This is a genomic window from Bifidobacterium sp. W8103, from assembly GCF_016100775.1.
GTDB classification, from domain to species: domain Bacteria; phylum Actinomycetota; class Actinomycetes; order Actinomycetales; family Bifidobacteriaceae; genus Bombiscardovia; species Bombiscardovia choladohabitans.
Genome location: NZ_JACFRV010000001.1, coordinates 1,252,103 through 1,272,709 on the forward strand (window position 1 = coordinate 1,252,103; position 20,607 = coordinate 1,272,709).

The window sequence follows — 20,607 nt, forward strand, 5'->3', positions numbered from 1 at the left end:
CGGTAGGCCTGTCGCGTCCACCATTTGCCGTCCACAGCCCATCAGACTTGTCCAGGTATGTGAAGGCCGCTTGTGATGGCCGGGTGAAGGAACTACAGTGGAGACTATCCCGAGAGAAGATCATCCGGGAATGTTGGCGGCTTCGCGCCACCGCATGAGGATGCAATGGCGCAACCGGGGCGGTGGCACGAAGCCTTGCCATCACGATACCTACGAAACGCCCGGAATTTTGCGGCAACACGCCGAGAGTGGCTGGAGCCGGACCGACACGTCAGGACGCGCATGGGTGCGAAAATGTGCAAAGTGTCCTAGTATGGTCTCTGTTGTCCACTGGAAAGTGGCTGTCGGGTTCGTAGCTCAGCGGATAGAGCGTCTGTCTCCGGAACAGAAGGTCGAGGGTTCGAATCCCTTCGAGCCCACCAGGATGAAATCCCTAGGGCCAGGAAGAGCGCAGGGTTTTCGCTATGTGACTCCGGTCTGTCATCGTGCCCGGGATTATGATTACGGCACTGACTGGATGAAACAAGCGCACGCTATGCGTCACGATATGTGTGGTGAATCACTAAGCTTTTGAGGAACATGGCCCTTGGCCCGCTCGTGTCTTCGTTCTCAGGTGCCATAGTGAAAGGGTAAGACCGAACGTCGGGGAGGACCGACGCTTCCGCGTTGTGGCGGAGCCTCCTTTCCCCGGTGAAGCAAAGGAGTTCACATGGCCAATCGAATCAATGCAGGGGATGCTGTCCTTCACGTCCTGGAGCAGTGGGGGGTGCCGCGCATCTATGGCCTGCCCGGCGGTTCCTTCGACTCCATGATGAACGCCATCCACAACGAGCGTGAGCGCATCGACTTCATCCAGGTCCGTCATGAGGAGGCCGGAGCCCTGGCTGCCGCCGGCGAGGCCAAGCTGACTGGCCGGATTGGTGTCTGCTTCGGCTCGTCGGGCCCAGGGGCTGTCCACCTGCTCAACGGCCTCTATGATGCCCGCGAGGACGGCGTGCCGGTGCTGGCCCTGGTGGGCGAGGTGCCCCAGGCCTTTATGAACATGGACTTCTTCCAGGCCATGGACGAGGTGCCTATCTTTACCGATGTGGCCGTATTCGCCCGGGCCGCCACCAACGCCCAGGGGCTGCCGGCCCTGGTGGACGAGGCCATCCGCCGCGCCTATGCCAACCACGGGGTTTCCGTGGTCATCATTCCCAAGGATCTGGCCTGGGCCGAGATCGACGACCGCCCGGTGGCATCTGCACCTAACTTCCGCAAGCCTGAGCCCCTGAAGCCTGCGGCCGACCAGGTCAGCAAGGCGGTGGAGATCATTCAATCCGCCAAGGCTCCGCTGCTCTACTTCGGCCAGGGCGCTGCCGGGGCCCGCGATGAGCTGGTCGCCATGTCAGAGCGTTTCAAGATGCCCATGGTCTCCACCTTCCCGGCCAAGGGGATTGTGGAGGACACCTATCCTGCCTACCTGCAGTCGGCCGGCCGTGTGGCCACCAAGACCGCCACGGAGGCCATCTACACTTCCGATCTGACGGTCTGGGTTGGCTCGGACAACCCCTTCGGGTCCATGTTCGTCACTCCCAACACCAAGGTCATCCAAATCGATCTGAACCCGGTCAAACTGGGCAAGCGCTTCCAGGCTAACGTGGTTCTGGCCATCCAGGCCGATGCCCGCGAGGCCCTCAAGGCGATAACCGCCGCTGGCCAGGACCAGGAGGAGTCCGTCTTCTACAGGGCCTGCCTGCGCAGCAAGGAGAACTGGGACCAGTGGCTGGCCTCCTTCAACGAAGACACCCGTACACCCCTGCGGCCCGAGCCCGTCTACCACGTCATCGATCAGCAGCTTGAGGACAATGACATCGTCATCCCCGACGTGGGCAATGTGGACATCGACTTCCTGCGTCTGCTGCATCTGAAGCCCACCAACCGCTGGACCGTCTCCGGCAAGCACGCCACCATGGGCTATGCCGTGCCGGCCGCCTTGGCTGCCAAGCTGGAGCATCCGGAATCGACCGTCTATTCCCTGAGCGGCGACGGCGGATTCGCCATGCTCGGCGAGGAGGTGCTGGCCCAGCTCAAGTACCATGCCCCGGTCATCAATGTGGTCTTCTCCAACCAATCCTTGGGCTACATCGAGGCCGAGCAGCGCGACGACAGCCATCAGCCCCTGAGCGGGGTGGATCTGCCCGACACCGACTGGGCCAAGGTCGGCGAGGGCATGGGCGCCCTGGGCTTCACTGTGCGCACGGTGGCTGATGCCCGTCATGCCTTCTCCGAGGCCCGCAAGGCCGACAGGTCTTCGGTCATTGACATCAAGCTGACAGGAGCCAGCCCTCTGGATACCCGCTACATGCGGTTCCCGGAGACCTGCTCGGATCCGGACCAGGTCGAGAAATTCGTCAAGACCTACGAGGCCGGCGATCTGCGCTCCCTGGCCTACTGGATGGGTCAGGAGGCTCGCAAGGGCTGAGACTGGTGCCGCTTCTACCGGGCGGGCACTCCTATAGTGGACGGTGTCCGCCCGGGGCTTCGGCCCGGCATGGGTGCGGCGGACCTGAAGAAAGGACGGACTCATGGAAGATGGACCGGAAGAGATCGGCACGCCATATGCGCCCCAGGCCTTGGGGGCTTACAGTCAGGCTGTCAAGGCCGGGGGCTTTGTCTTTGTCTCCGGACAGCTGGGCATCGACCCGGGAACCGGCGAGCTGGTGGAGGGCACTGCGGCTGACCAGGCCACCCAGGCGCTGAAGAACGTCAAGAACATCCTTGATGCAGCCGGCACCGGCATGGAGAAGGTGGTCAAGGCCACCATCCTTATGCGGCGGGTGGAGGATTTCACCCAGGTAGACCAGGCCTACTCCCAGGTTTTCATCGGCTCGGTGCGGCCGGCCCGCGTGGCTTTCGGTGGCGCTGACATCCCCAAGGGGGCCCTGGTCGAGATCGAGGTGGTGGCTCTGGCCTGAGACGGGCCGGCTGCTGTTCCCCGCCATCGCTAGACTTGAGGGCATGAGTCCTGAAGCACTTGCCCGTATCATCTCTTCGACAGCCGTCAAGTTGGCCCAGTCAGGCCGCCTGGGAAGCCTGGAGCCCGACATGGTTCCAGACGCCGACCATCTGGCGGTCATGCGTCCCAAGGACCGTTCCCACGGGGACTGGTCCACCAACATCGCCATGCAGCTGGCCAAGAAGGCTGGCATGAGGCCTGCAGAACTGGGGCAGGTCCTGGCCGATGCCCTGCGAGAGGCCGACGGGATCGCCCAGGTGGACGTGGCCGGTCCCGGCTTCATCAACATAACTTTGGACTCGGCCTCAGCGGCTGCTGTGGTCGATGCGGTCCTGGAGGCGGGACCCGCCTTCGGAAGCAACGATCACCTGAGCGGGCGCACGCTCAATCTGGAATTCGTCTCGGCTAACCCCACGGGTCCCATCCATATCGGCGGCACACGGTGGGCGGCTGTGGGCGACTCCATGGCCCGCGTCCTGGAGGCCAACGGCGCCAAGGTGGTCAGGGAGTACTACTTCAACGATCACGGCACGCAGATCGACCGCTTCTCCCGTTCTTTGGTGGCGGCGGCCCACGGCGAACCTGTGCCTGCTGACGGCTACAAGGGCTCCTACATTGATGAGATTGCCTCTCGGGTGGTCAAGGAAGCGGCCGACCAGGGGCAGGACATCCTGGCCATGCCCAGGGTGCGCGACGAGGACGGCGCCGAGGGTGACAGCCCACAGCGCGAGGCCTTCCGCACCCGGGCTGTGCCCATGATGTTCGCCGAGATCCAGCAGTCCATGCGTGACTTCCGGGTCAATTTCGATGTCTGGTTCCATGAGAACAGCCTGTATGAGTCCGGTCAGGTGGACCGGGCCATCGACGAGCTGCGGGCCAAGGGCGACATCTTCGAGAAGGACGGGGCTACCTGGTTCCGCTCCACCACCTACGGCGACGACAAGGACCGGGTGATCATCAAGTCCGACGGTAACGCAGCATACGTGGCGGCAGACATCGCCTATTACCTGAACAAGCGGCGCAGGGCCAAGGATCCCTGCGACGAGGCCATTTACATGCTGGGTGCCGACCATCATGGCTACATCGGCCGGATGATGGCCATCTGCGCGGCTTTCGGTGATACACCAGGCGTGAACATGCAGATCCTGATCGGCCAGATGGTCAATGTCATCAAGGACGGCCAGGCCGTGCGCATGAGCAAGCGGGCAGGCAACGTGGTCACCATCGACGACCTGGTGGATGCCGTGGGTGTGGATGCCGCCCGGTATTCCCTGGCCCGCACCGACTACAACCAGAGCGTGGACATCGACCTGGACCTGCTGGCCTCGCATACAAACGACAATCCCGTCTACTACGTGCAGTACGCACACGCCCGCTCCAAAAACGTGGATCGTAACGCAGCCCAGGCGGGTATCGACCGGTCCGGGGCCGACCTGTCCCTGCTGGACACTGCCGCCGACAATGATGTTCTGGGCGTCCTGGCCCTCTATCCCAATGTGGTTCAGACTGCCGGCGACCAGAAGGCCCCTCACCGGGTGGCCCACTACCTGGAGCAGCTGGCTGGGGTCTATCACCGCTGGTACAACCTGGAGCGCGTGGTGCCCATGGAGCCCACCGGCCGGGCGGATCTGGACCAGGACGAGGACAGGAATCCTCAGCCGGCCCGCGCGGCGGCGCGTCTGCGGCTCAATGACGCTGTGCAGCAGGTCATCGCCAACGGTCTGGGCCTGCTGGGCGTCCAGGCCCCGGACCGTATGTAAGTCTGAAGGTCACCGGGAGGTCGTCGATGGAAACAGGGATGTGCGGGCTGGGGCCCGACGGGTTCTGGCCTGGAGCTCTGCAGCGGGACAGCGAGGGCATGCTGACCATGCACGGGTGCTCCATGGAGGACCTGGCCAAGCGTTACGGCACCCCCATGTATCTGATGGATACCGCGATGATGGCGGAACGGGCCTCGGCCTTCCGTAGGGCGGCCCTGCGGGATCTGGGTGGTGCGACCACCAGGGTCAGCTACGCCGGCAAGGCCTTCCTCAGCAAGGAGACCGTGCGGATCATGCTGCGCCAGGGGCTGGATATCGACACCTGCTCCCTGGGCGAGATGCTGATTGCCCGGGCCGCCGGCGCACCCGGTCGCCGCCTGGTCCTGCACGGCAACGACAAGTCCGATCAGGAGATCGACCTGGCTGTGAGGGAAGGCTACAGGGCCATTGTCATCGATGCACCCGACGAGCCCGCGCGGATTGCCGCTGCTGCCAGGGCTCAGGGTCGTCGCGCCAAGGTCATGCTCCGGGTGACTGTAGGCGTGCACGCCGGCGGTCACGAGTACATCTCCACTGCCCACGAGGATCAGAAGTTCGGCATCCCCCTGCTGCCCCAGGGCACCGATGTGGGCCTGCTGGACCTTGGGCCTGGGCCTGGTTCCTCCCAACAGGCTGGGGCAGCGACTTCGGTGGCCACGAACGAAAACGGCTCCTCGGCTCCTGTCGATTCCGTGCTCTCACCCTCCTCTTCGGCCCTGTATTCGGCTGCCGACGGGCCCCTTGAACCGGCTGATCCCGCCCGGATCAAGGCCATGTCCGCCCTGGCCGACGGACCGGCCATCGCCCTGCTCAAGGAGATTCGCTCCCACGAGAAGGAACTGGAGCTGGTGGGCATCCACACCCATATCGGCTCCCAGATCCATGACTCTTCGGCCTTCATCGAGGCCGCCCGGCGCATGATGCTGCTGAGGCACACCTTCTGGGCCACTGACGGATACCTGATGCCCGAAGTGGATCTGGGCGGCGGTTTCTCTGTGCCCTATACCCCGGATGAGGACCGGATGGACCTGGACCAGACCCTGACCGGTCTGGGGGCTGACATGGTCGCCATCAACCGTCGCCTGGGCATGCCCATGCCGGTCATTGCCTTCGAGCCCGGCCGCTGGATCGTGGCCCCCTGCGGCATGAGCCTGTATAGGGTGGGCACCGTCAAGCCCGTTCCCCTGTCTGACGGAAGCGTGCGTACCTATGTTTCGGTTGACGGCGGCATGAGCGACAACATCCGTCCGGCCCTATACGGGGCCGAATACACCGCTGTTCTGGCCAACAGACATGGCAGCGGGGACCGGATCCAGGCCCGTGTGGTGGGCAAGCACTGTGAATCGGGGGACATCCTGGTGCAGGATGTCCCTCTGCCTGCGGACATCCGCCGGGGTGACCTGGTCCTGGTGCCGGTGACCGGCGCCTACGGGCGGACCATGGCCAGCAACTACAACCAGGCTCTGATCCCTCCTGTGGTGGGCCTGGACCGGTCCGGCGCCCATCTGATGATGCGGCGGCAGACCATGGATGACCTGCTGGCCCTGGACCAGGGATGAGTCCCGCCCCGGATGGAAGCGGCCGCCGGGGTGGATACGGGTGTCGGATTGGCTTTCTAAGATGGAGCAACACACGGTGACCGGCCCCGTTGGGGCGGATGGAGGATCCATATGCCCAGGAATACGCAACAGCAGGAGGCCGTCAGGCCTATCCGCATAGCACTTCTAGGGGCAGGGACCGTGGGATCCCAGACCGCTCGCCTCCTGGTGGAGCAGAGCCAGGATCTGGCCAGCCGAGTGGGTCGTCCCCTGGAGTTGGTGGGCATCGCCGTCCTCCATCCTGACAAGGTCAAGGCTGATTGGATCGATCCGTCCCTGCTGACCACAGACTCAGCCGACCTGGTCACCCGGGCGGACATCGTCATCGAGCTGATCGGCGGTATTGAGCCGGCCCGCACTCTGTTGCTCAAGGCCATCGAATCCGGCGCCAGCGTGGTCACCGCCAACAAGGCCCTGCTGGCCCAGCATGGTCCCGAGCTCTACCGGGCTGCCGAAGAGCAAGGCGTCGACATCTACTTCGAGGCGGCCGTGGGCGGGGCCATACCCATCGTGCGGCCCCTGCGCGAATCCCTGGTGGGCGACGGCATCACCAGCCTGGTGGGCATTGTCAACGGGACCACCAACTACATTCTGGATGAGATGACCACCAAGGGTCTTCAATTCGACCAGGCCCTGCGCGACGCCCAGGCCAAGGGCTTTGCCGAGGCGGACCCCACTGCCGATGTGGATGGGCTGGATGCAGCCGCCAAGGCCGCCATCATGGCCACGCTGGCCTTCCACACCGATGTGCGCCTGGATGATGTCCCTGTGGAGGGCATCAGCGCCATCACCGCCGACGATATTGCGGCCGCACAGACCGAGCACCGGGTCATCAAGCTTCTGGCCGTGGCCGAACGTGGCGAACAGGGCATCTCCGCCCGGGTTTACCCGGCGTTGATCCCCGACAGCCACCCCCTGGCCTCGGTCCATGGCAGCTTCAACGCGGTCTTTGTCACCGCCAAGGCCGCCGACGACCTCATGTTCTACGGCCGGGGTGCAGGTGGGGCACCCACGGCATCGGCCGTTGTGGGGGATGTGGTCACCGAGGCACGCCACATCGTCCAGCATGGCATGGGCCCGGGGATCCCCATGTACGCCAACATCCCCATGGCCCCGCTGGATGCATCCCGGGCCGCCTTTGCCGTCCGTTTCCTGATCCACGACAAGCCTGGCGTGCTGGCGGCCATCGCCCAGGTCTTCTCCGAGGCGGGCATCTCCATCAACGGAGTCAATCAGGACATCAAGCCCACCCTGCATGACCCGGGCTACAGCGGCGAGATCCAGCAGCTGCGCGTGGTCACCCACCTGTGTGACGAGGTGACCCTGCGGAAGGTGGTCGAACGGATCTCCACCTTTGACTCGGTCACCGGACAGGCATCCATCCTGCGCGTCTTCGATCGGCAGGCCCGATGATGGCAACTGCTGCAGAGGGCCCGTCCATTGTGCGGGTGCGTGTGCCAGCCACCAGCGCCAACCTGGGTTCGGGTTTCGATGCTGTCGGCCTGGCGTTGGACTATCATGACGAGATTGTCTTCACCCGTTCCGTGGATCCGGGTGACACCACCGCCTATGTGGTTATCAAGGGTGAGGGGGAGCGGACCCTGCCCCGAGACGAGACCCATCTGGTCGTCTCCACTTTCAGACGGGCCTGCCAGGTCTTCGGACTGCCAAGGTTCGGCTTCATCATGCGCGCCGTCAACCGTATCCCCCAGGCCAGGGGGTTGGGATCCAGCGCCGAGGCCATCGTGGCCGGGATTGCTGCGGCTGCGGCTTTCGCCCACGTCGGTCCCCTGCGCCGTGATGCCGTCTTCACGCTGGCCGCCCAGATCGAGGGGCATCCCGACAACGTGGCGCCTGCCGTCTATGGGGGACTGACCGTCTCCTATGATCTGGCCACTGGCGAGGGGGTGGGTTCCCTGCCCATAGCCGGGGGCGTGCCCTTGGAGGGCGGTTACCATACCTTGCGCTACCAGGTGGACCCGGCCATCAAAGCCACAGTCTTCGTCCCTGGTGCTCATCTGTCCACGCAGAAGGCCCGGCAGGCGCTGCCCAACCGGGTGCCTTACGCGGATGCCGTTCATAACCTCTCGCGGGCTGCCCTGATTCCCGGTGCCCTGAACCCAGGGTCACTGGATGACCTGGAAACTGATGCAGCCGAGCAGGCCGCCAGGGCCAACGCCCTGCTCTTCGTGGCCACACAGGACCGGCTCCATCAGCCATACCGGGCCGGGCTCATGCCCTCCTCAACCAAGCTCCTGCAGCTCCTGCGCCGTCAGGGCTACGCGGCGGCCGTCTCTGGAGCCGGGCCCTGCATTATCGTCCTGCACTACGGGGAAGCTGAAAACGAGCTGCGGATCCTTGCCAAGGACTATCTGGATTCCGGCCGCTGGCGGATCCTGTCCTTGGACGTGGATCGCAGGGGGGTCCAGGTGGAAGGGGACCAGGAAGGCAATCGTGAACACTGAAGACAGGCATATCCCGCTCATCCTGGCTTCATCCTCCCCCTCAAGGCGTCGGCTTCTGGTCCAGGCGGGCATCGACCCCATCATCCGACCCTCAAAGGTGGATGAGCCGGCCGTCCTGGCGGAACGGGCCCGTGGACTGGGCTGTCACCTGGAAGACCTGGATGTGCGCGAGCGGGTCAGCGTCCTGGCTGAGGCCAAGGCTTCGGCTGTCCAAACGACCATGGATGCCGTCAAGGATGCCGAAAGGCGCTCGCGGGGCGACCTGGTCACCTTTAGGCCTCTGAGCCAGGGCGATTCGGATGCATCCTCCAGGAATCCCATGAGCCAGGTCATCGGGGCCTGGGGCGGGATGCTCGGCGCCGGGCGTGGACCCCTCCTGCTGGGGTGCGACTCCCTGTTCAGCATGGATGGCGCCGTCATGGGCAAGCCTCACAAACCGGAGCGTGCTCTGGAGCGGCTGATGGCCATGCGCGGCCGAACCGGCAACCTGGTCACCGGCCACTGTCTGATTGATCTGGCCACCGGCCGACGGGTCCGAGCGGTCAGCAGCGCCCAAGTGACCTTCGGAGACTATGACCGGGCCTCCATGCAGGCCTATGTGGCCACCGGCGAACCCCTGGAGGTGGCCGGCTCCTTCACCTTGGAGGGATTGGGCAGCGCTTTCATCCAGGGCATCCAGGGCGATCCCAGCGGAGTGATGGGATTGAGCATGCCCACCCTGCGCGCCCTGGCCCAGGAGCTGGGCGTCTCCTGGCCTGACCTGTGGGCCCAGCGGGTCCTGCCCGAGCGGCAGCAGGCAGACGAATCGACGCATGGCTCTGAGGGGCTGGTCGCCCCTGCGGAGAACGTCCACCAGCCTGGCGACGGGTGGGTGGACTGTGCCTGTGGCAGTCGGCACTGGGGGCTCAACGGGGCTGCCGGCGTCTTGCTGGCCAGGCGTGATGCCCGCACCGGCGCACCCGTCAGCGTGCTTCTGCAGCACCGGGCCCGCTGGAGCGCCGAGGGCGGCACCTGGGGTGTGCCGGGCGGCGCCATCTCGGACGGGGAGAACCCCTTGGAGGGCGGTCTGCGCGAGAGCTATGAGGAGGCCAACATCCGCCCGGAGGACATTCAGGTGGTGGGCTCCTACCTGGAGGACCACGGCCCCTGGGGCTACACGACCATCCTGGCCTTCGAGCGTCCCGGCCATCAGGTCGATCCACGAATGAATGACGATGAGAGCATTGCCCTGGAATGGGTGGATCTGGACAAGGTCGCGGACCTGCCCCTGCTGAAGGCCTTCGGTCGGGACTGGCCGCACTTCCGGCAACGCCTGGAGGCCCTGGCGGCCGAAGGTTGAATGGAAGGCCTGGTCTGGCGTGTCAGCTCAGTAGCAGGGCGACCAGGGCGATGATCACGGGCGAGCTGATCGTGCTCAGCAGGATGCCGTCCCTGGCGAAGGTGGTTCCCACCTCGTAGCGGGCTGCGTAGTTGTAGACGTTCTGGCCGGTAGGCAGGGCCGCAAGAACCACGCACCCGTACAGTTCAGCCCCGCTGAAGCCCAGCATGAACCGGGCCAGCAGGTAGGCGATTATGGGCATGACCAGATTCTTCAGGATCACCGCGCACAGGGTGGCACGACGGTCGGTGCCCTGGCCCATGGGCCGCGAACCCCGCAGGGACATGCCGAAGGCCATGAGAATCATGGGCACGGCCGACTGTCCGATCATGTCAATGGGTTTGTAGACGAAGTCGGGGATGATGAAATGTCCGACCTGGGCGCTGATGGCCGAAATCACTATGCCGCCTATGGAGCCGATGAGGATGGGTTGCTTCAGGGGCTGTTTGAGGATGGTCTTGATCGAGAGCCTGCCAGAGGTGGTCGCGTCCAGAACGGTCAGCCCAATAGGAGTGAACAGGGCTTGCTGCATGACCAGGATGGGTGCCACCAGTGTGGGATTGCCCAGAATATAGGTGGCTACAGGCAGCCCGATGTTGTTGGAGTTCAAATACAGGGAGTCCAGAGCGCCGATGGTGGCTTCGGCTGCCGGCAGGTGGAAGCTGGCTGCGTTCAGGGCCACGAAGAGCAGGCCCACAGCCGCCGCCGACAGGAAGGCCACGATGATGCTGGGGTGGAAGATGACCGACAGCTTCTGCTTGGAGAGGATGGCGAACATCAGGCAGGGTGTTGAGACAAAGAAGGAGAACTTGTTGAGCACCAGCTGGGCTGTGGGACCGCCTACATGGAAGCGGGCGGCCACATACCCCACGGCGATGACCACGCCGATGATGAAGAACCCTTCCATGGCACTGAGCAGTCCAGGCACTCCGGCATCCTCCTCGTCTCGCAGGGTGGACGGCGGCCTTCCAGGCGGAGTGCCACCGCTTCCGTCCTCCCCATTGTGCCACCCGGACCTCATGCTTGCGGCTGCAGGTCCATCCGCGCTCCTTCGGCCCGCTAGCATGGCACTATGGCCAAGAACACACAGACGGATATTGATCTTCTCGCCGGCGTCCGGGAGGCTGAACCTGCCCAGGCCCTGGCAAGGATACTGGAGTCCATGACCGCCCTGCCCTCGGTCAGCGGTCAGGAGGGCGCCCTGGCTGATGCCGTCCAGAGGGCCCTGTCCTCACGCTCCGACCTCGTGGTCCGACGGCTGGGCGACACGGTCGTGGCCTCCACGCAGCTGGGCCGTCCCCATCGCATCGTCCTTGCCGGGCATCTGGACACCGTGCCCGTGGATGGGAACCTGCCCCCGCGCTGGCTGGAGCCCGGCGATCCGCATATCCGCACCGATCCGGCCGCCGCCCACCCCGGATCCCGGGTGCTGTACGGTCGGGGCACCGCCGACATGAAGGCCTCGGACGCCGTATTTCTCCATCTGGCGCTCACCCTGCAGGAGCCGGTCCATGACCTGACCTTCGTCTTCTACGACCATGAGGAGGTCCAGGCCGACCTGAACGGGCTGGGCCGGGTGGTGGCCGCCCACCCTGACTGGGTGCGGGGGGATTTCGCCATCATCGGCGAGCCCACCGACTGCGCCATAGAGGCCGGCTGCAATGGAACCATGCGTTTCGACCTGATCACCCACGGCACGACGGCCCACTCCGCCCGGGCCTGGATGGGCAGCAACGCCATCCACGCCGCCGCGCCCATCCTGGACCGGCTGGAGCAGTACCGTCCGGCCACGGTGCGGGTGGACGGCCTGGACTATAGGGAGGGGCTCAACGCCACCATGATCGAGGGCGGTCTGGGCACCAACGTCATTCCCGACCGCTGCCGGGTGCATGTCAACTACCGGTTCGCCCCCGACAAGAGCCTGGCCCAGGCCAAGGAGCTGATGATTGGTCAGGGGACAGGCGCCGAGCTGGGCAATGGCGAGCATATGGCCCGCGGCGGGGTCTTCCAGGGATTCTCGGTGCGCATGTGCGATGAATCTCCCGCGGCCCGTCCGGGTCTGGATTCGCCATGGGCGCGTTCGCTGGCGGACCTGGTCGCTCGGACTACGGGCCAACAGCCTCGCGCCAAGCTGGGATGGACCGATGTGGCGCGGTTTTCAGCCCTTGGCCTACCAGCCGTCAACCTGGGTGCAGGGAACCCCCTGCTGGCCCACAAGGCCGACGAACAAGTGCCCCTGGATGACCTGGTCCGGCTGGAGGCAATACTGGTCGAGTGGCTCAATGGACCTGAAGGCCGCTGATTTGTGTCATACTAGAGGACGGTGGTTCTGCCTGACCACTTGCAGCGTAGGCGTTGATCCCCCCGGATGGAGACCCAGTGATCCGTACGGGCGTCGGTGTCCGCCTGCGTCAGGAAGACTTTTTGCCAAGGCGTTTCGATCGGGCGTACGCAGGTGCGCGGCTGCAGTGAGAGTGCAGCGTGAGGACGGATCGGGACCGTGAGAGCGGCGCGAGGCGGCGTGCCGCAAGGAGCATTGTGCCCGAAAAAGCGAATAACGAGGATACCCAGGATAATAGGTCCACCATCAGGGATGGGCAGGAGCGGCAGGTCGAGGAGACCGCCGCTTCCGGCACCCGTCGCCGCGCCGGACGGCGTGTGGTCAGGGTGGCCGGCGCCGCCGGTGCCGACGTGCCCGTGAAGGTCGAGGCCGAGAAGCGCAAGGCCAGCCGCAAGGCCAAGGAGGAGGACGATGAGTCCAAGCCCGCCGCCACCCGTCGCCGTCGCGCTCGCAAGCCCAAGGAGGATCAGGCTGCCGATCAGAGCCTGCAGGAACACTCCAGCCAGGATGCCCAGGAGGAAGAGAGCGAGTCCAAACCGGCCAGGACGACCACCCGTCGTCGCACCCGAACTACTGCCCGTCGACGCACCGAGGAGCATGCCCAGGAGGGCGAACCTGATCAGGAGCGTCAGGAGCGTGCCCTTGAGGCTGTGGAGGCACTGACCTCGGGCCGCAGCCAGCGGGCAGTCCGGAAGGCCGAGGAGCAGGATGAGCATCCGCGCGCCGCCCGTGCCTCCCGTCCCCGCCCTATGACATCCCTGCTCTTCCAGGAGCCCGTCATACCCGCCTCCCGGCCTGAGCAGGATGAGCGCGAGGAACGGGATGAGGAGGACGAGGATACCGAGCAGTCATCCAAGACCTCCCGCCGGAGCAGGTCCAGGAACACTTCGGAGGGCGGCTCGCGCCGTTCCCGCAGGCTCAACGCCGAGGAGCGCCGGGCCGCTGACGAGGTGGAGCGCATCGAGGAGGATCTGGATCACGAGGGCATCACTTTCGTGGTCGACGAGGACCAGGAGCAGGACGAGGATCAGCAGGAGTCCGGCACCCGCACCCGTCGCCGTCGCCGTTCCAAGAGCGATGACGAGGACTCTGAGAAGTCCGTTTCCACTCGTCGCCGCCGTCGTGGGCACGAGCAGGAGAAAGAAAGGGACAAGGATGACGAGGACGAGGCCCCGCTGACCCGTCGCCGTCGCCGTCGCAGGGGTTCCAAGTCCGCTGAGGGCGAGTCGGAGGAGTCCGGCGCCCGCCGTTCGCGCAAGCAGCAATATATCGACGAAATCACCGACGTGGAGGGCTCCACCCGCCTGGAGGCCAAGAAGCAGCGTCGGCGGGACAACCGCCGCGAACGCTCCCGTCAGTCCCAGCTGGTTGAGCAGGACTTTCTGGCCCGCCGCGAAAACGTCAACCGTCTGATGGTGGTGCGCGAGAAGGAGCATCACACCCAGATTTCGGTCATCGAGGATGACATCCTGGTCGAGCATTACGTCTCCGACATCCAGGAGGTCTCCACTGTCGGCAACATCTACCTGGGCCGGGTCCAGAACGTCCTGCCCAGCATGGAGGCCGCCTTCGTAGACATCGGCCAGGCCCGCAACGGCGTGCTCTACGCCGGCGAGGTCAACTGGGATTCCACCCGTCTGGAGGGCCAGCCCCGCCGGATCGAGCTGGCCTTCAAGTCCGGCGATCCCGTGCTGGTCCAGGTCACCAAGGATCCCATCGGCCACAAGGGCGCCCGCCTGACCTCGCAGGTCACGCTGGCCGGCCGTTTCCTGGTCCTGGTGCCCTCGGGCGGCATGACCGGTGTCAGCCGCAAGCTGCCCGACCGCGAGCGTTCCCGCCTCAAGAGCATCGTCTCCAGGGTGGCTCCCAAGGACATGGGCGTCATCATCCGTACCGCGGCCGAGGGGGCCAGCGAGGAGGCCCTGACCAAGGACCTGGAGAACCTGCAGCGTCAGTGGAGCAAGATCGAGGACAAGCGCAAGGAGTTCCTGCACGGCAAGCGCCCCAAGCTCCTGCAGGGCGAGCCGGACGTGGCCATCCGCGTGGTCCGCGATATCTTCAACGACGACTTCGCCAAGCTGGTGGTCCAGGGCCAGGGGGTCTACGAGAGGGTGCGCAACTACCTGGAGACCATGGCCCCCGACCTGGAGGAGAAGCTCGAGCACTGGGATCCGGCCGAGCATCAGGGCAAGGATGTCTTCGACCGCTGGAGCATCGACAGCCAGCTGCGCAAGGGCATGGAGCGTCAGGTCTACCTGCCCTCCGGTGGCTCCCTGGTCATCGACCGCACCGAGGCCATGACCACCATCGATGTGAACACGGGCCGCTTCATCGGCAAGGGCAAGTCCCTGGAGGAGACGGTGACCCGCTGCAACCTGGAGGCCTCCGAGGAGATCGCCCGGCAGCTGCGCCTGCGCGACATCGGGGGCATGATCATGATCGACTATGTGGATATGGTCATGCCGGCCAACCGCGACCTGGTCCTGCGCCGCCTGGTGGAGTGCCTGGCCCGGGACCGCACCAAGCATCAGGTGGCCGAGGTCACCTCCCTGGGGCTGGTGCAGATGACGCGCAAGCGGGTGGGCCAGGGTCTGGTCGAGGCCTTCTCCGAGGAGTGCCCCACCTGCCATGGCCGAGGCTTCATCCTCCACGACAAGCCGACCATCTCCGCCTCCTATGCCGATCCATACGCGGTCAAGGGCGGCGATCCCTTCGTCAAGACCAACAAGCATGGACATGGCTCCTCTGCCAAGGAGACCCTGTCCACAGGTTCGACTCCTGCCGTCAAGGCCAAGCTGGCCAGGATCGCTGCGGCGGCCCAGGCGGCCTCGGACGAGGACGACGCCCAGGCTGGGTCGGCGGATGTCGCCAAGGAGTCATAGACTGAATTTCGTTTTGTCGGCGGGGCAGGCACATTTGACGACGCGGTGTGTTTGCTTCTATACTGGTTAGCTGGTGTCTGGACGGGTTCGTCAATCGAATGGCGGGACTCGGATGCCGGGCGCATACAGCTTTGGACAACAGGCAAGGTAGGGCTATGTACGCGATTGTGAAGGCCGGAGGCCATCAGGAGAAGGTCGAGGTCGGTGACCAGATCACGGTCAACCGTCTGGCTGCCAGGAAGGGCGAGTCGGTCGAGTTTCCGGTCGCGCTGGTCGTCGACGGATCCAAGGTGACCATGGCCGCCAAGGATCTGGCCAAGATCTCCGTCAAGGGCGAGGTCGTGGACGACGAGGCCAAGGGCCCCAAGATCAACATCCAGAAGTTCAAGAACAAGACCGGCGTGGCGCGCCGCAAGGGTCACCGCCAGAAGCAGACCGTGGTCAGGATCACGGCCATCGCCTGAGGGCCTAGGTCGAGGTAGGAAAGGAACCAGACATGGCACATAAGAAGGGCGCGTCCAGCTCACGCAACGGGCGCGATTCGAATGCACAGTACCTGGGCGTCAAGAAGTTCGGCGGCGAGGCTGTAGTGGCCGGCAACATCATTGTCCGCCAGCGTGGCACCAAGTTCCATCCCGGCCAGAACGTCGGTCTGGGCAAGGACCACACCCTCTTCGCCCTGACGGACGGAACCGTTCGGTTCGCCAACCGGCGTGACCGTAAGGTCGTTGACGTGCTTACCGCCTGATTGCCCCTTATCGGCATGGGCCGAAGGCCATCCCTGTATAGGGGTGGCCTTTTTGCATATGTATGGAGATGCCGGGCATTCAGCTCTCAGGGGCCGCATGTCAGGCCGGATTGAGTACCATGGGCCCCTATGAGTGCATTTGTGGATCAGGTCACCGTCCATGTCAAGGGTGGCGACGGCGGCAATGGGGCGTCCTCCATCCGCCGCGAGAAGTACAAGCCCCTGGCCGGGCCCGATGGGGGCGACGGTGGCCAGGGCGGCTCGGTCATTCTTCAGGCCGACGCCAACGCCACCAGTCTGCTGGACTACCGCTTCCTGCCTCACCGCCAGGCCGGATCGGGCACCATGGGTCTGGGCGGCGACAAGGACGGCAGCCGTGGCCAGGATCTGATTCTGCCGGTGCCGGTGGGCACTGTGGTCTTCACCGCCAAGGGAGGCCAGGGCGAGCGCAAGCAGCCGGGTGAGCGCCTGGCCGACCTGGCTCATGCGGGGGACCGGTTTGTGGCGGCCCAGGGTGGCGTGGGCGGATTGGGCAACCGCTCCCTGGCCACCAAGGCCAGGCGGGCTCCCGGCTTCGCTCTGCTGGGGGACCCCGGTCAGGAGCGCGATCTGGTGCTGGAGCTCAAATCCATCGCCGACGTGGCCCTGGTGGGCTTTCCCAGTGCGGGCAAGTCCAGTCTGGTGGCGGCCATGAGTGCGGCCCGACCCAAGATCGCCGACTATCCATTCACTACCCTGGTGCCCAACCTGGGCGTGGTCCAGGCAGGGGAGGGTCGCTTCACCATGGCCGACGTGCCAGGGCTGATTCCGGGAGCCTCCCAGGGCAAGGGCCTGGGGCTGGAGTTCCTGAGGCACATAGAGCGCACCGAGATCATCGCCCATGTCATCGATTGCGCCACCCTGGAGCCTGACCGGGACCCCATGAGCGACTATCGGGCCCTGGAAGAGGAGCTTTCCCGCTATGCCGACCGTCTGGAGCTTCCGCTGGGGGTCATCCCCATGGCCGAGCGGCCCAGGGTGATCATCCTCAACAAGGCCGACCTGCCGGAGGCCCGCGAACTGGCCGAATTCGTCCGGCCCGACTTCGAGGCCCTGGGCCTCAAGGTCTTCATAGTCTCCACAGCCTCGCATCAGGGGCTCAAGGAACTGGGCTACTACCTGGCCGGTTTGGTGGACCGCCTGCGCAGGCAGTTGCGCGAGCAAGAGGAGACCAGGCAGGAGGAGCGTGTGGTCATCCGCCCCCTGGAGCGTCGGCGCAGGAATGGCGACCGGTCCGGCGATTTCACTCTTGAGCGGCATCAGACCCGGTCCGGACAGACCTGGTTCAGGGTCTGCGGTGCCAAGCCCGAGCGCTGGGTCCGCCAGACCAACTTCGACAACGAGGAGGCCGTGGGCTATCTGGCCGACTGCCTGGCCCGGATGGGCGTGGAGGATGCCCTGCGCAAGGCCGGTGCCAGACCCGGGGACGAGGTCCGCATCGGTCCTGGCGACGATGCGGTGGCCTTCGACTGGGATCCAAGCGTGGCGGCCGGCGCTGAAATGCTGGACGGCACCCCCCAGGTGGCCCGGGGTCGTGACCTGCGTCTGGAGGAGAGCCAGGGGCTCAACCGTCGCCGCACCAACAGCGAACGCCGCCGCCAGTACCACCAGATGATGGACGCCCGGCAGGCGGTGCGTCAGGTCATGGAGCAGGAGCGGCGCCAGGGGCACTGGGCCGATCCCTCCGTGGACGACGATCCCCACGATAGGCAGGGTCTGCTGGGGCGCGGGGACACGGAGTCCGCCGGTTCGGAGGAGGCCGGGCAATGACCGGAGGGGAGGGATCCGATGAGGCCGCGGTCCGCTCCCGGGTGGCCCAGGCCCGCACCATGGTGGTCAAGGTGGGATCCAGCTCCCTGACCGATCCCCACGGGCACCTGGACCTTGGCCGCCTGCGTTCGCTGGTGGGCGCCCTGGCCTCGGCTGCCGTCAACGGCGCCCGCCTGGTCCTGGTCACCTCCGGGGCCATCGCTGCAGGTTTCGGCACCCTGGGATTCGACGAACGCCCAGATGACGTGGCCACCCAGCAGGCTACGGCCTCGGTGGGCCAGGGTCTGCTCATGGCCCAGTACGAGACTGCCTTCGCCCGCTATGGCCTACGTGTCGGCCAGATCCTGATCACCGCCCGTGACACCACCCATGCCGTCCAGTACCGCAACGCCCGGCGCACCCTCTGCCGGCTGCTGGATCTGGGGGTCATCCCCATCGTCAACGAGAACGATGCCCTGGCCAGCAACGAGATTCGCTTCGGCGACAACGACCATCTTTCGGCCCTGATCGCCAACATCGTCAGTGCCGATGCCCTGGTCCTGCTGACTGACGTGGATGCCCTCTACACCGAGCCCCCATCCAGGCCGGGGGCGCGCAGAATCGGCTTCGTGCCCGATGTGGCGGCCATCATGGACCAGGTGGATGCCCAGGGGTCCGTCTCCGGACTGGGGACCGGGGGCATGTCCACCAAGCTGGAGGCGGCGCGGATTGCTGCGGCCTCCGGTATGCCCGTGGTCCTGACCCGCGCCGACCTTGCAGGTCCCGCCCTGGCCGGCGACATGGTGGGCACCCTATTCGCCCCCATTCGTCCACGGGGCTCCTCGCATCGGCTCTGGATCAAGTTCGCCTCCCGTCCCCGGGGCGGCTATCTGGTGGATCAGGGGGCTGTCAAAGCCCTGCGTGGCGGCCGGGCCAGCCTGCTGGCAGCTGGCGCCAGAACGGTCCAGGGTGAGTTCTCGGCCGGTGATCCCGTCTGGATCCATGATGAGTCAGGCCACCAGGTGGCCAAGGGCCTGTCCGGCTACGATTCCGAGGAGGCCCAGGACATGCTGGGCCTAAACACCAAGGAACTCCGCCGTCGACTGGGCGCCCACTATGCCCACCCGCTGGTGCATAGGGACTCTCTGGTCCTGGTCTGAGCACAGCCCTGGGGGTGCTGGGCGGTAGCATGGCAACATGACTATGGCGCAATGGCAGACCCTGAGCAGACGCATAGATGCGGTGGCCCCCAGTGCCACTCTGGCCGTGGATTCAAAAGCCAAGGCCATGAAGGCCCAGGGCATGAATGTGATCAGCTTCGGTGCCGGCGAACCCAACTTCCCCACGCCTGACCACATCGTGCAGGCGGCGGCCCGCGCCTGTCTGGATCCACGCAACCACCGCTATACGCCTACGGCTGGTCTGCCCCAATTGAAGCAGGCCATCGCCGACAAGACCTTGCGCGACTCGGGCTATCAAATCGACCCGAATCAGGTGGTGGTCACCAACGGCGGCAAGCAGGCCGTCTACGAGACTTTCCAGATCCTCTTGAACCCAGGCGATGAGGTCATCATCCCCGCACCCTACTGGACCAGCTATCCCCAGATGGTTCTGCTGGCTGGCGGTCGGCCGGTACCGGTGCTCAGCGGAGCCGAACAGGGCTATATCCCCACCCTGGAGCAGCTGGAGGCGGCTCGAACCGAGCACACCCGTGCCATCATCCTCAACCTGCCCGTCAATCCAACCGGGGCGGTCTGGGACGACGACCTGGTGGCTGCCGTGGACCGCTGGGCCATGGAGCACCGGATCTGGGTGATCAGTGACGAAATCTATGAGCACCTGACCTACCAGGGGGCGCACACCCCCTATCCGGGCGCCCTGGCGCCCCAGGTGCGCGAACAACTGATTGTGGTCAACGGTGTGGCCAAGACCTATGCCATGACCGGCTGGCGGGTGGGCTGGCTGGTCGCACCGCTGCCGGTGGCCCAGGCGGCCGCCAAGCTTCAGGGGCATATGACCTCTAACGTGGCCAACGTCTCCCAGCAGGCGGCCCTGGCTGCCCTGACCGGTGGCCTGGAGGACGTGGAAGCCATGCGGTCGGCCTTCGCCCTGCGTCGGCGGGCCATCGTGGATGCCCTGAACGCCATGGAGGGGGTGACCTGCCCTGAGCCTCTGGGTGCCTTCTACGCCTTTGCCGACGTGACTGGTCTGCTGAATCGGCCGGTGGGTCCGAAAGGCACGGTCTGCTCTACTTCGGGTGATCTGGCCGAGGTCATCCTGGAACAGATCCAGGTGGCGGCCGTACCAGGCGAGGCCTTCGGCGCGCCCGGCTGCCTGCGCTTCTCCTACGCGTTGGCCGACGACGACCTGGCCGAGGGCATGCGGCGCCTTGGGGACTGGGTCGGCGCCTGATTCGGCTCCTGGGCAAAATGCCCTCGGGGCAACACGGTTGGACGCAATCCATCCTTTAGGCTAAACTAGCGATTTGGCGGTTTTTCCTCCCGGTCGAGTAGGCTGGTGGGAAGTTCCGATAGGGAAGTGGCGCAATTGGTAGCGCAACGGTCTCCAAAACCGTAGGTTGTGGGTTCGAGTCCCGCCTTCCCTGCCAAG

The 20,607-nt window shown here is 65.3% G+C and carries 15 protein-coding genes and 2 tRNA genes; 16 read left to right on the forward strand and 1 reads right to left on the reverse strand.

Going from position 1 to position 20,607, the window contains the following annotated elements; translation table 11 throughout:
- Positions 1 to 346 precede the first annotated feature (346 nt).
- The 8 genes from H3U90_RS04730 (at position 347) to H3U90_RS04765 (ending at position 10,199) form a co-directional block, all read left to right on the forward strand.
- Positions 347 to 422: transfer RNA gene (locus tag H3U90_RS04730), tRNA-Arg, on the forward strand.
- Positions 423 to 709: 287 nt separating this feature from the next.
- The gene (gene spxB / locus H3U90_RS04735; RefSeq protein WP_198177248.1) at positions 710 to 2,464 is read left to right on the forward strand and encodes a pyruvate oxidase; all 1,755 of its coding nucleotides are present in this window, start codon (positions 710 to 712) and stop codon (positions 2,462 to 2,464) included.
- 103 nt (positions 2,465 to 2,567) lie between these two features.
- Positions 2,568 to 2,957, forward strand: coding sequence for a Rid family detoxifying hydrolase (locus H3U90_RS04740; protein ID WP_198177249.1), 390 nt, complete (start codon positions 2,568 to 2,570; stop codon positions 2,955 to 2,957).
- A 43-nt stretch (positions 2,958 to 3,000) separates the two neighbouring features.
- A complete protein-coding gene (gene argS / locus H3U90_RS04745) occupies positions 3,001 to 4,758 on the forward strand; it encodes an arginine--tRNA ligase (RefSeq protein WP_198177250.1) in 1,758 nt (585 codons plus the stop codon).
- Positions 4,759 to 4,784: 26 nt separating this feature from the next.
- A complete protein-coding gene (locus tag H3U90_RS04750) occupies positions 4,785 to 6,356 on the forward strand; it encodes a diaminopimelate decarboxylase family protein (protein WP_198177251.1) in 1,572 nt (523 codons plus the stop codon).
- 111 nt (positions 6,357 to 6,467) lie between these two features.
- Complete coding sequence (locus H3U90_RS04755) at positions 6,468 to 7,808, forward strand: homoserine dehydrogenase (RefSeq protein WP_198177252.1); 1,341 nt, start codon at positions 6,468 to 6,470, stop codon at positions 7,806 to 7,808.
- Positions 7,808 to 8,860: a homoserine kinase gene (gene thrB, locus H3U90_RS04760; RefSeq protein ID WP_198177253.1), complete on the forward strand. Its 1,053-nt coding sequence runs from the start codon at positions 7,808 to 7,810 to the stop codon at positions 8,858 to 8,860. Before H3U90_RS04755 ends, thrB begins: the two co-directional genes overlap by 1 nt.
- Entirely contained in the window at positions 8,850 to 10,199 is a 1,350-nt protein-coding gene (locus H3U90_RS04765) for a Maf family nucleotide pyrophosphatase (RefSeq protein WP_198177254.1), read from the forward strand. Before thrB ends, H3U90_RS04765 begins: the two co-directional genes overlap by 11 nt.
- Positions 10,200 to 10,221: 22 nt before the next feature.
- On the opposite strand, the gene H3U90_RS04770 is transcribed toward H3U90_RS04765, so the two are convergent.
- Entirely contained in the window at positions 10,222 to 11,166 is a 945-nt protein-coding gene (locus H3U90_RS04770) for an AEC family transporter (RefSeq protein WP_198177616.1), read from the reverse strand.
- A 144-nt stretch (positions 11,167 to 11,310) separates the two neighbouring features.
- Between H3U90_RS04770 and dapE the strand changes: the two genes are divergently transcribed.
- From dapE to H3U90_RS04810, 8 genes are all read left to right on the forward strand, one after another.
- Positions 11,311 to 12,540, forward strand: coding sequence for a succinyl-diaminopimelate desuccinylase (gene dapE, locus H3U90_RS04775; RefSeq protein WP_198177255.1), 1,230 nt, complete (start codon positions 11,311 to 11,313; stop codon positions 12,538 to 12,540).
- A 236-nt stretch (positions 12,541 to 12,776) separates the two neighbouring features.
- Complete coding sequence (locus tag H3U90_RS04780) at positions 12,777 to 15,461, forward strand: Rne/Rng family ribonuclease (RefSeq protein WP_198177256.1); 2,685 nt, start codon at positions 12,777 to 12,779, stop codon at positions 15,459 to 15,461.
- 155 nt (positions 15,462 to 15,616) lie between these two features.
- Positions 15,617 to 15,925: a 50S ribosomal protein L21 gene (gene rplU / locus H3U90_RS04785; protein ID WP_015022458.1), complete on the forward strand. Its 309-nt coding sequence runs from the start codon at positions 15,617 to 15,619 to the stop codon at positions 15,923 to 15,925.
- Between the two features lie 32 nt (positions 15,926 to 15,957).
- A complete protein-coding gene (rpmA, locus tag H3U90_RS04790) occupies positions 15,958 to 16,209 on the forward strand; it encodes a 50S ribosomal protein L27 (protein ID WP_015022457.1) in 252 nt (83 codons plus the stop codon).
- A gap of 129 nt (positions 16,210 to 16,338) precedes the next feature.
- A complete protein-coding gene (gene obgE / locus H3U90_RS04795; RefSeq protein WP_198177257.1) occupies positions 16,339 to 18,018 on the forward strand; it encodes a GTPase ObgE in 1,680 nt (559 codons plus the stop codon).
- Complete coding sequence (gene proB, locus H3U90_RS04800; RefSeq protein ID WP_198177258.1) at positions 18,015 to 19,157, forward strand: glutamate 5-kinase; 1,143 nt, start codon at positions 18,015 to 18,017, stop codon at positions 19,155 to 19,157. Before obgE ends, proB begins: the two co-directional genes overlap by 4 nt.
- 43 nt (positions 19,158 to 19,200) lie before the next feature.
- Positions 19,201 to 20,409, forward strand: a complete 1,209-nt coding sequence (locus tag H3U90_RS04805; RefSeq protein WP_198177617.1) for a pyridoxal phosphate-dependent aminotransferase — start codon at positions 19,201 to 19,203, stop codon at positions 20,407 to 20,409.
- A gap of 120 nt (positions 20,410 to 20,529) precedes the next feature.
- Positions 20,530 to 20,605, forward strand: a tRNA-Trp gene (locus tag H3U90_RS04810).
- Positions 20,606 to 20,607 lie beyond the last annotated feature (2 nt).

Coding starts and splice junctions, on each gene's coding strand:
- spxB (WP_198177248.1), top strand. CDS start 710: ATGGCCAATCGAATCAATGCAGGGGATGCTGTCCTTCACGTCCTGGAG.
- H3U90_RS04740 (WP_198177249.1), top strand. CDS start 2,568: ATGGAAGATGGACCGGAAGAGATCGGCACGCCATATGCGCCCCAGGCC.
- argS (WP_198177250.1), top strand. CDS start 3,001: ATGAGTCCTGAAGCACTTGCCCGTATCATCTCTTCGACAGCCGTCAAG.
- H3U90_RS04750 (WP_198177251.1), top strand. CDS start 4,785: ATGGAAACAGGGATGTGCGGGCTGGGGCCCGACGGGTTCTGGCCTGGA.
- H3U90_RS04755 (WP_198177252.1), top strand. CDS start 6,468: ATGCCCAGGAATACGCAACAGCAGGAGGCCGTCAGGCCTATCCGCATA.
- thrB (WP_198177253.1), top strand. CDS start 7,808: ATGGCAACTGCTGCAGAGGGCCCGTCCATTGTGCGGGTGCGTGTGCCA.
- dapE (WP_198177255.1), top strand. CDS start 11,311: ATGGCCAAGAACACACAGACGGATATTGATCTTCTCGCCGGCGTCCGG.
- rplU (WP_015022458.1), top strand. CDS start 15,617: ATGTACGCGATTGTGAAGGCCGGAGGCCATCAGGAGAAGGTCGAGGTC.
- rpmA (WP_015022457.1), top strand. CDS start 15,958: ATGGCACATAAGAAGGGCGCGTCCAGCTCACGCAACGGGCGCGATTCG.
- obgE (WP_198177257.1), top strand. CDS start 16,339: ATGAGTGCATTTGTGGATCAGGTCACCGTCCATGTCAAGGGTGGCGAC.
- proB (WP_198177258.1), top strand. CDS start 18,015: ATGACCGGAGGGGAGGGATCCGATGAGGCCGCGGTCCGCTCCCGGGTG.
- H3U90_RS04805 (WP_198177617.1), top strand. CDS start 19,201: ATGGCGCAATGGCAGACCCTGAGCAGACGCATAGATGCGGTGGCCCCC.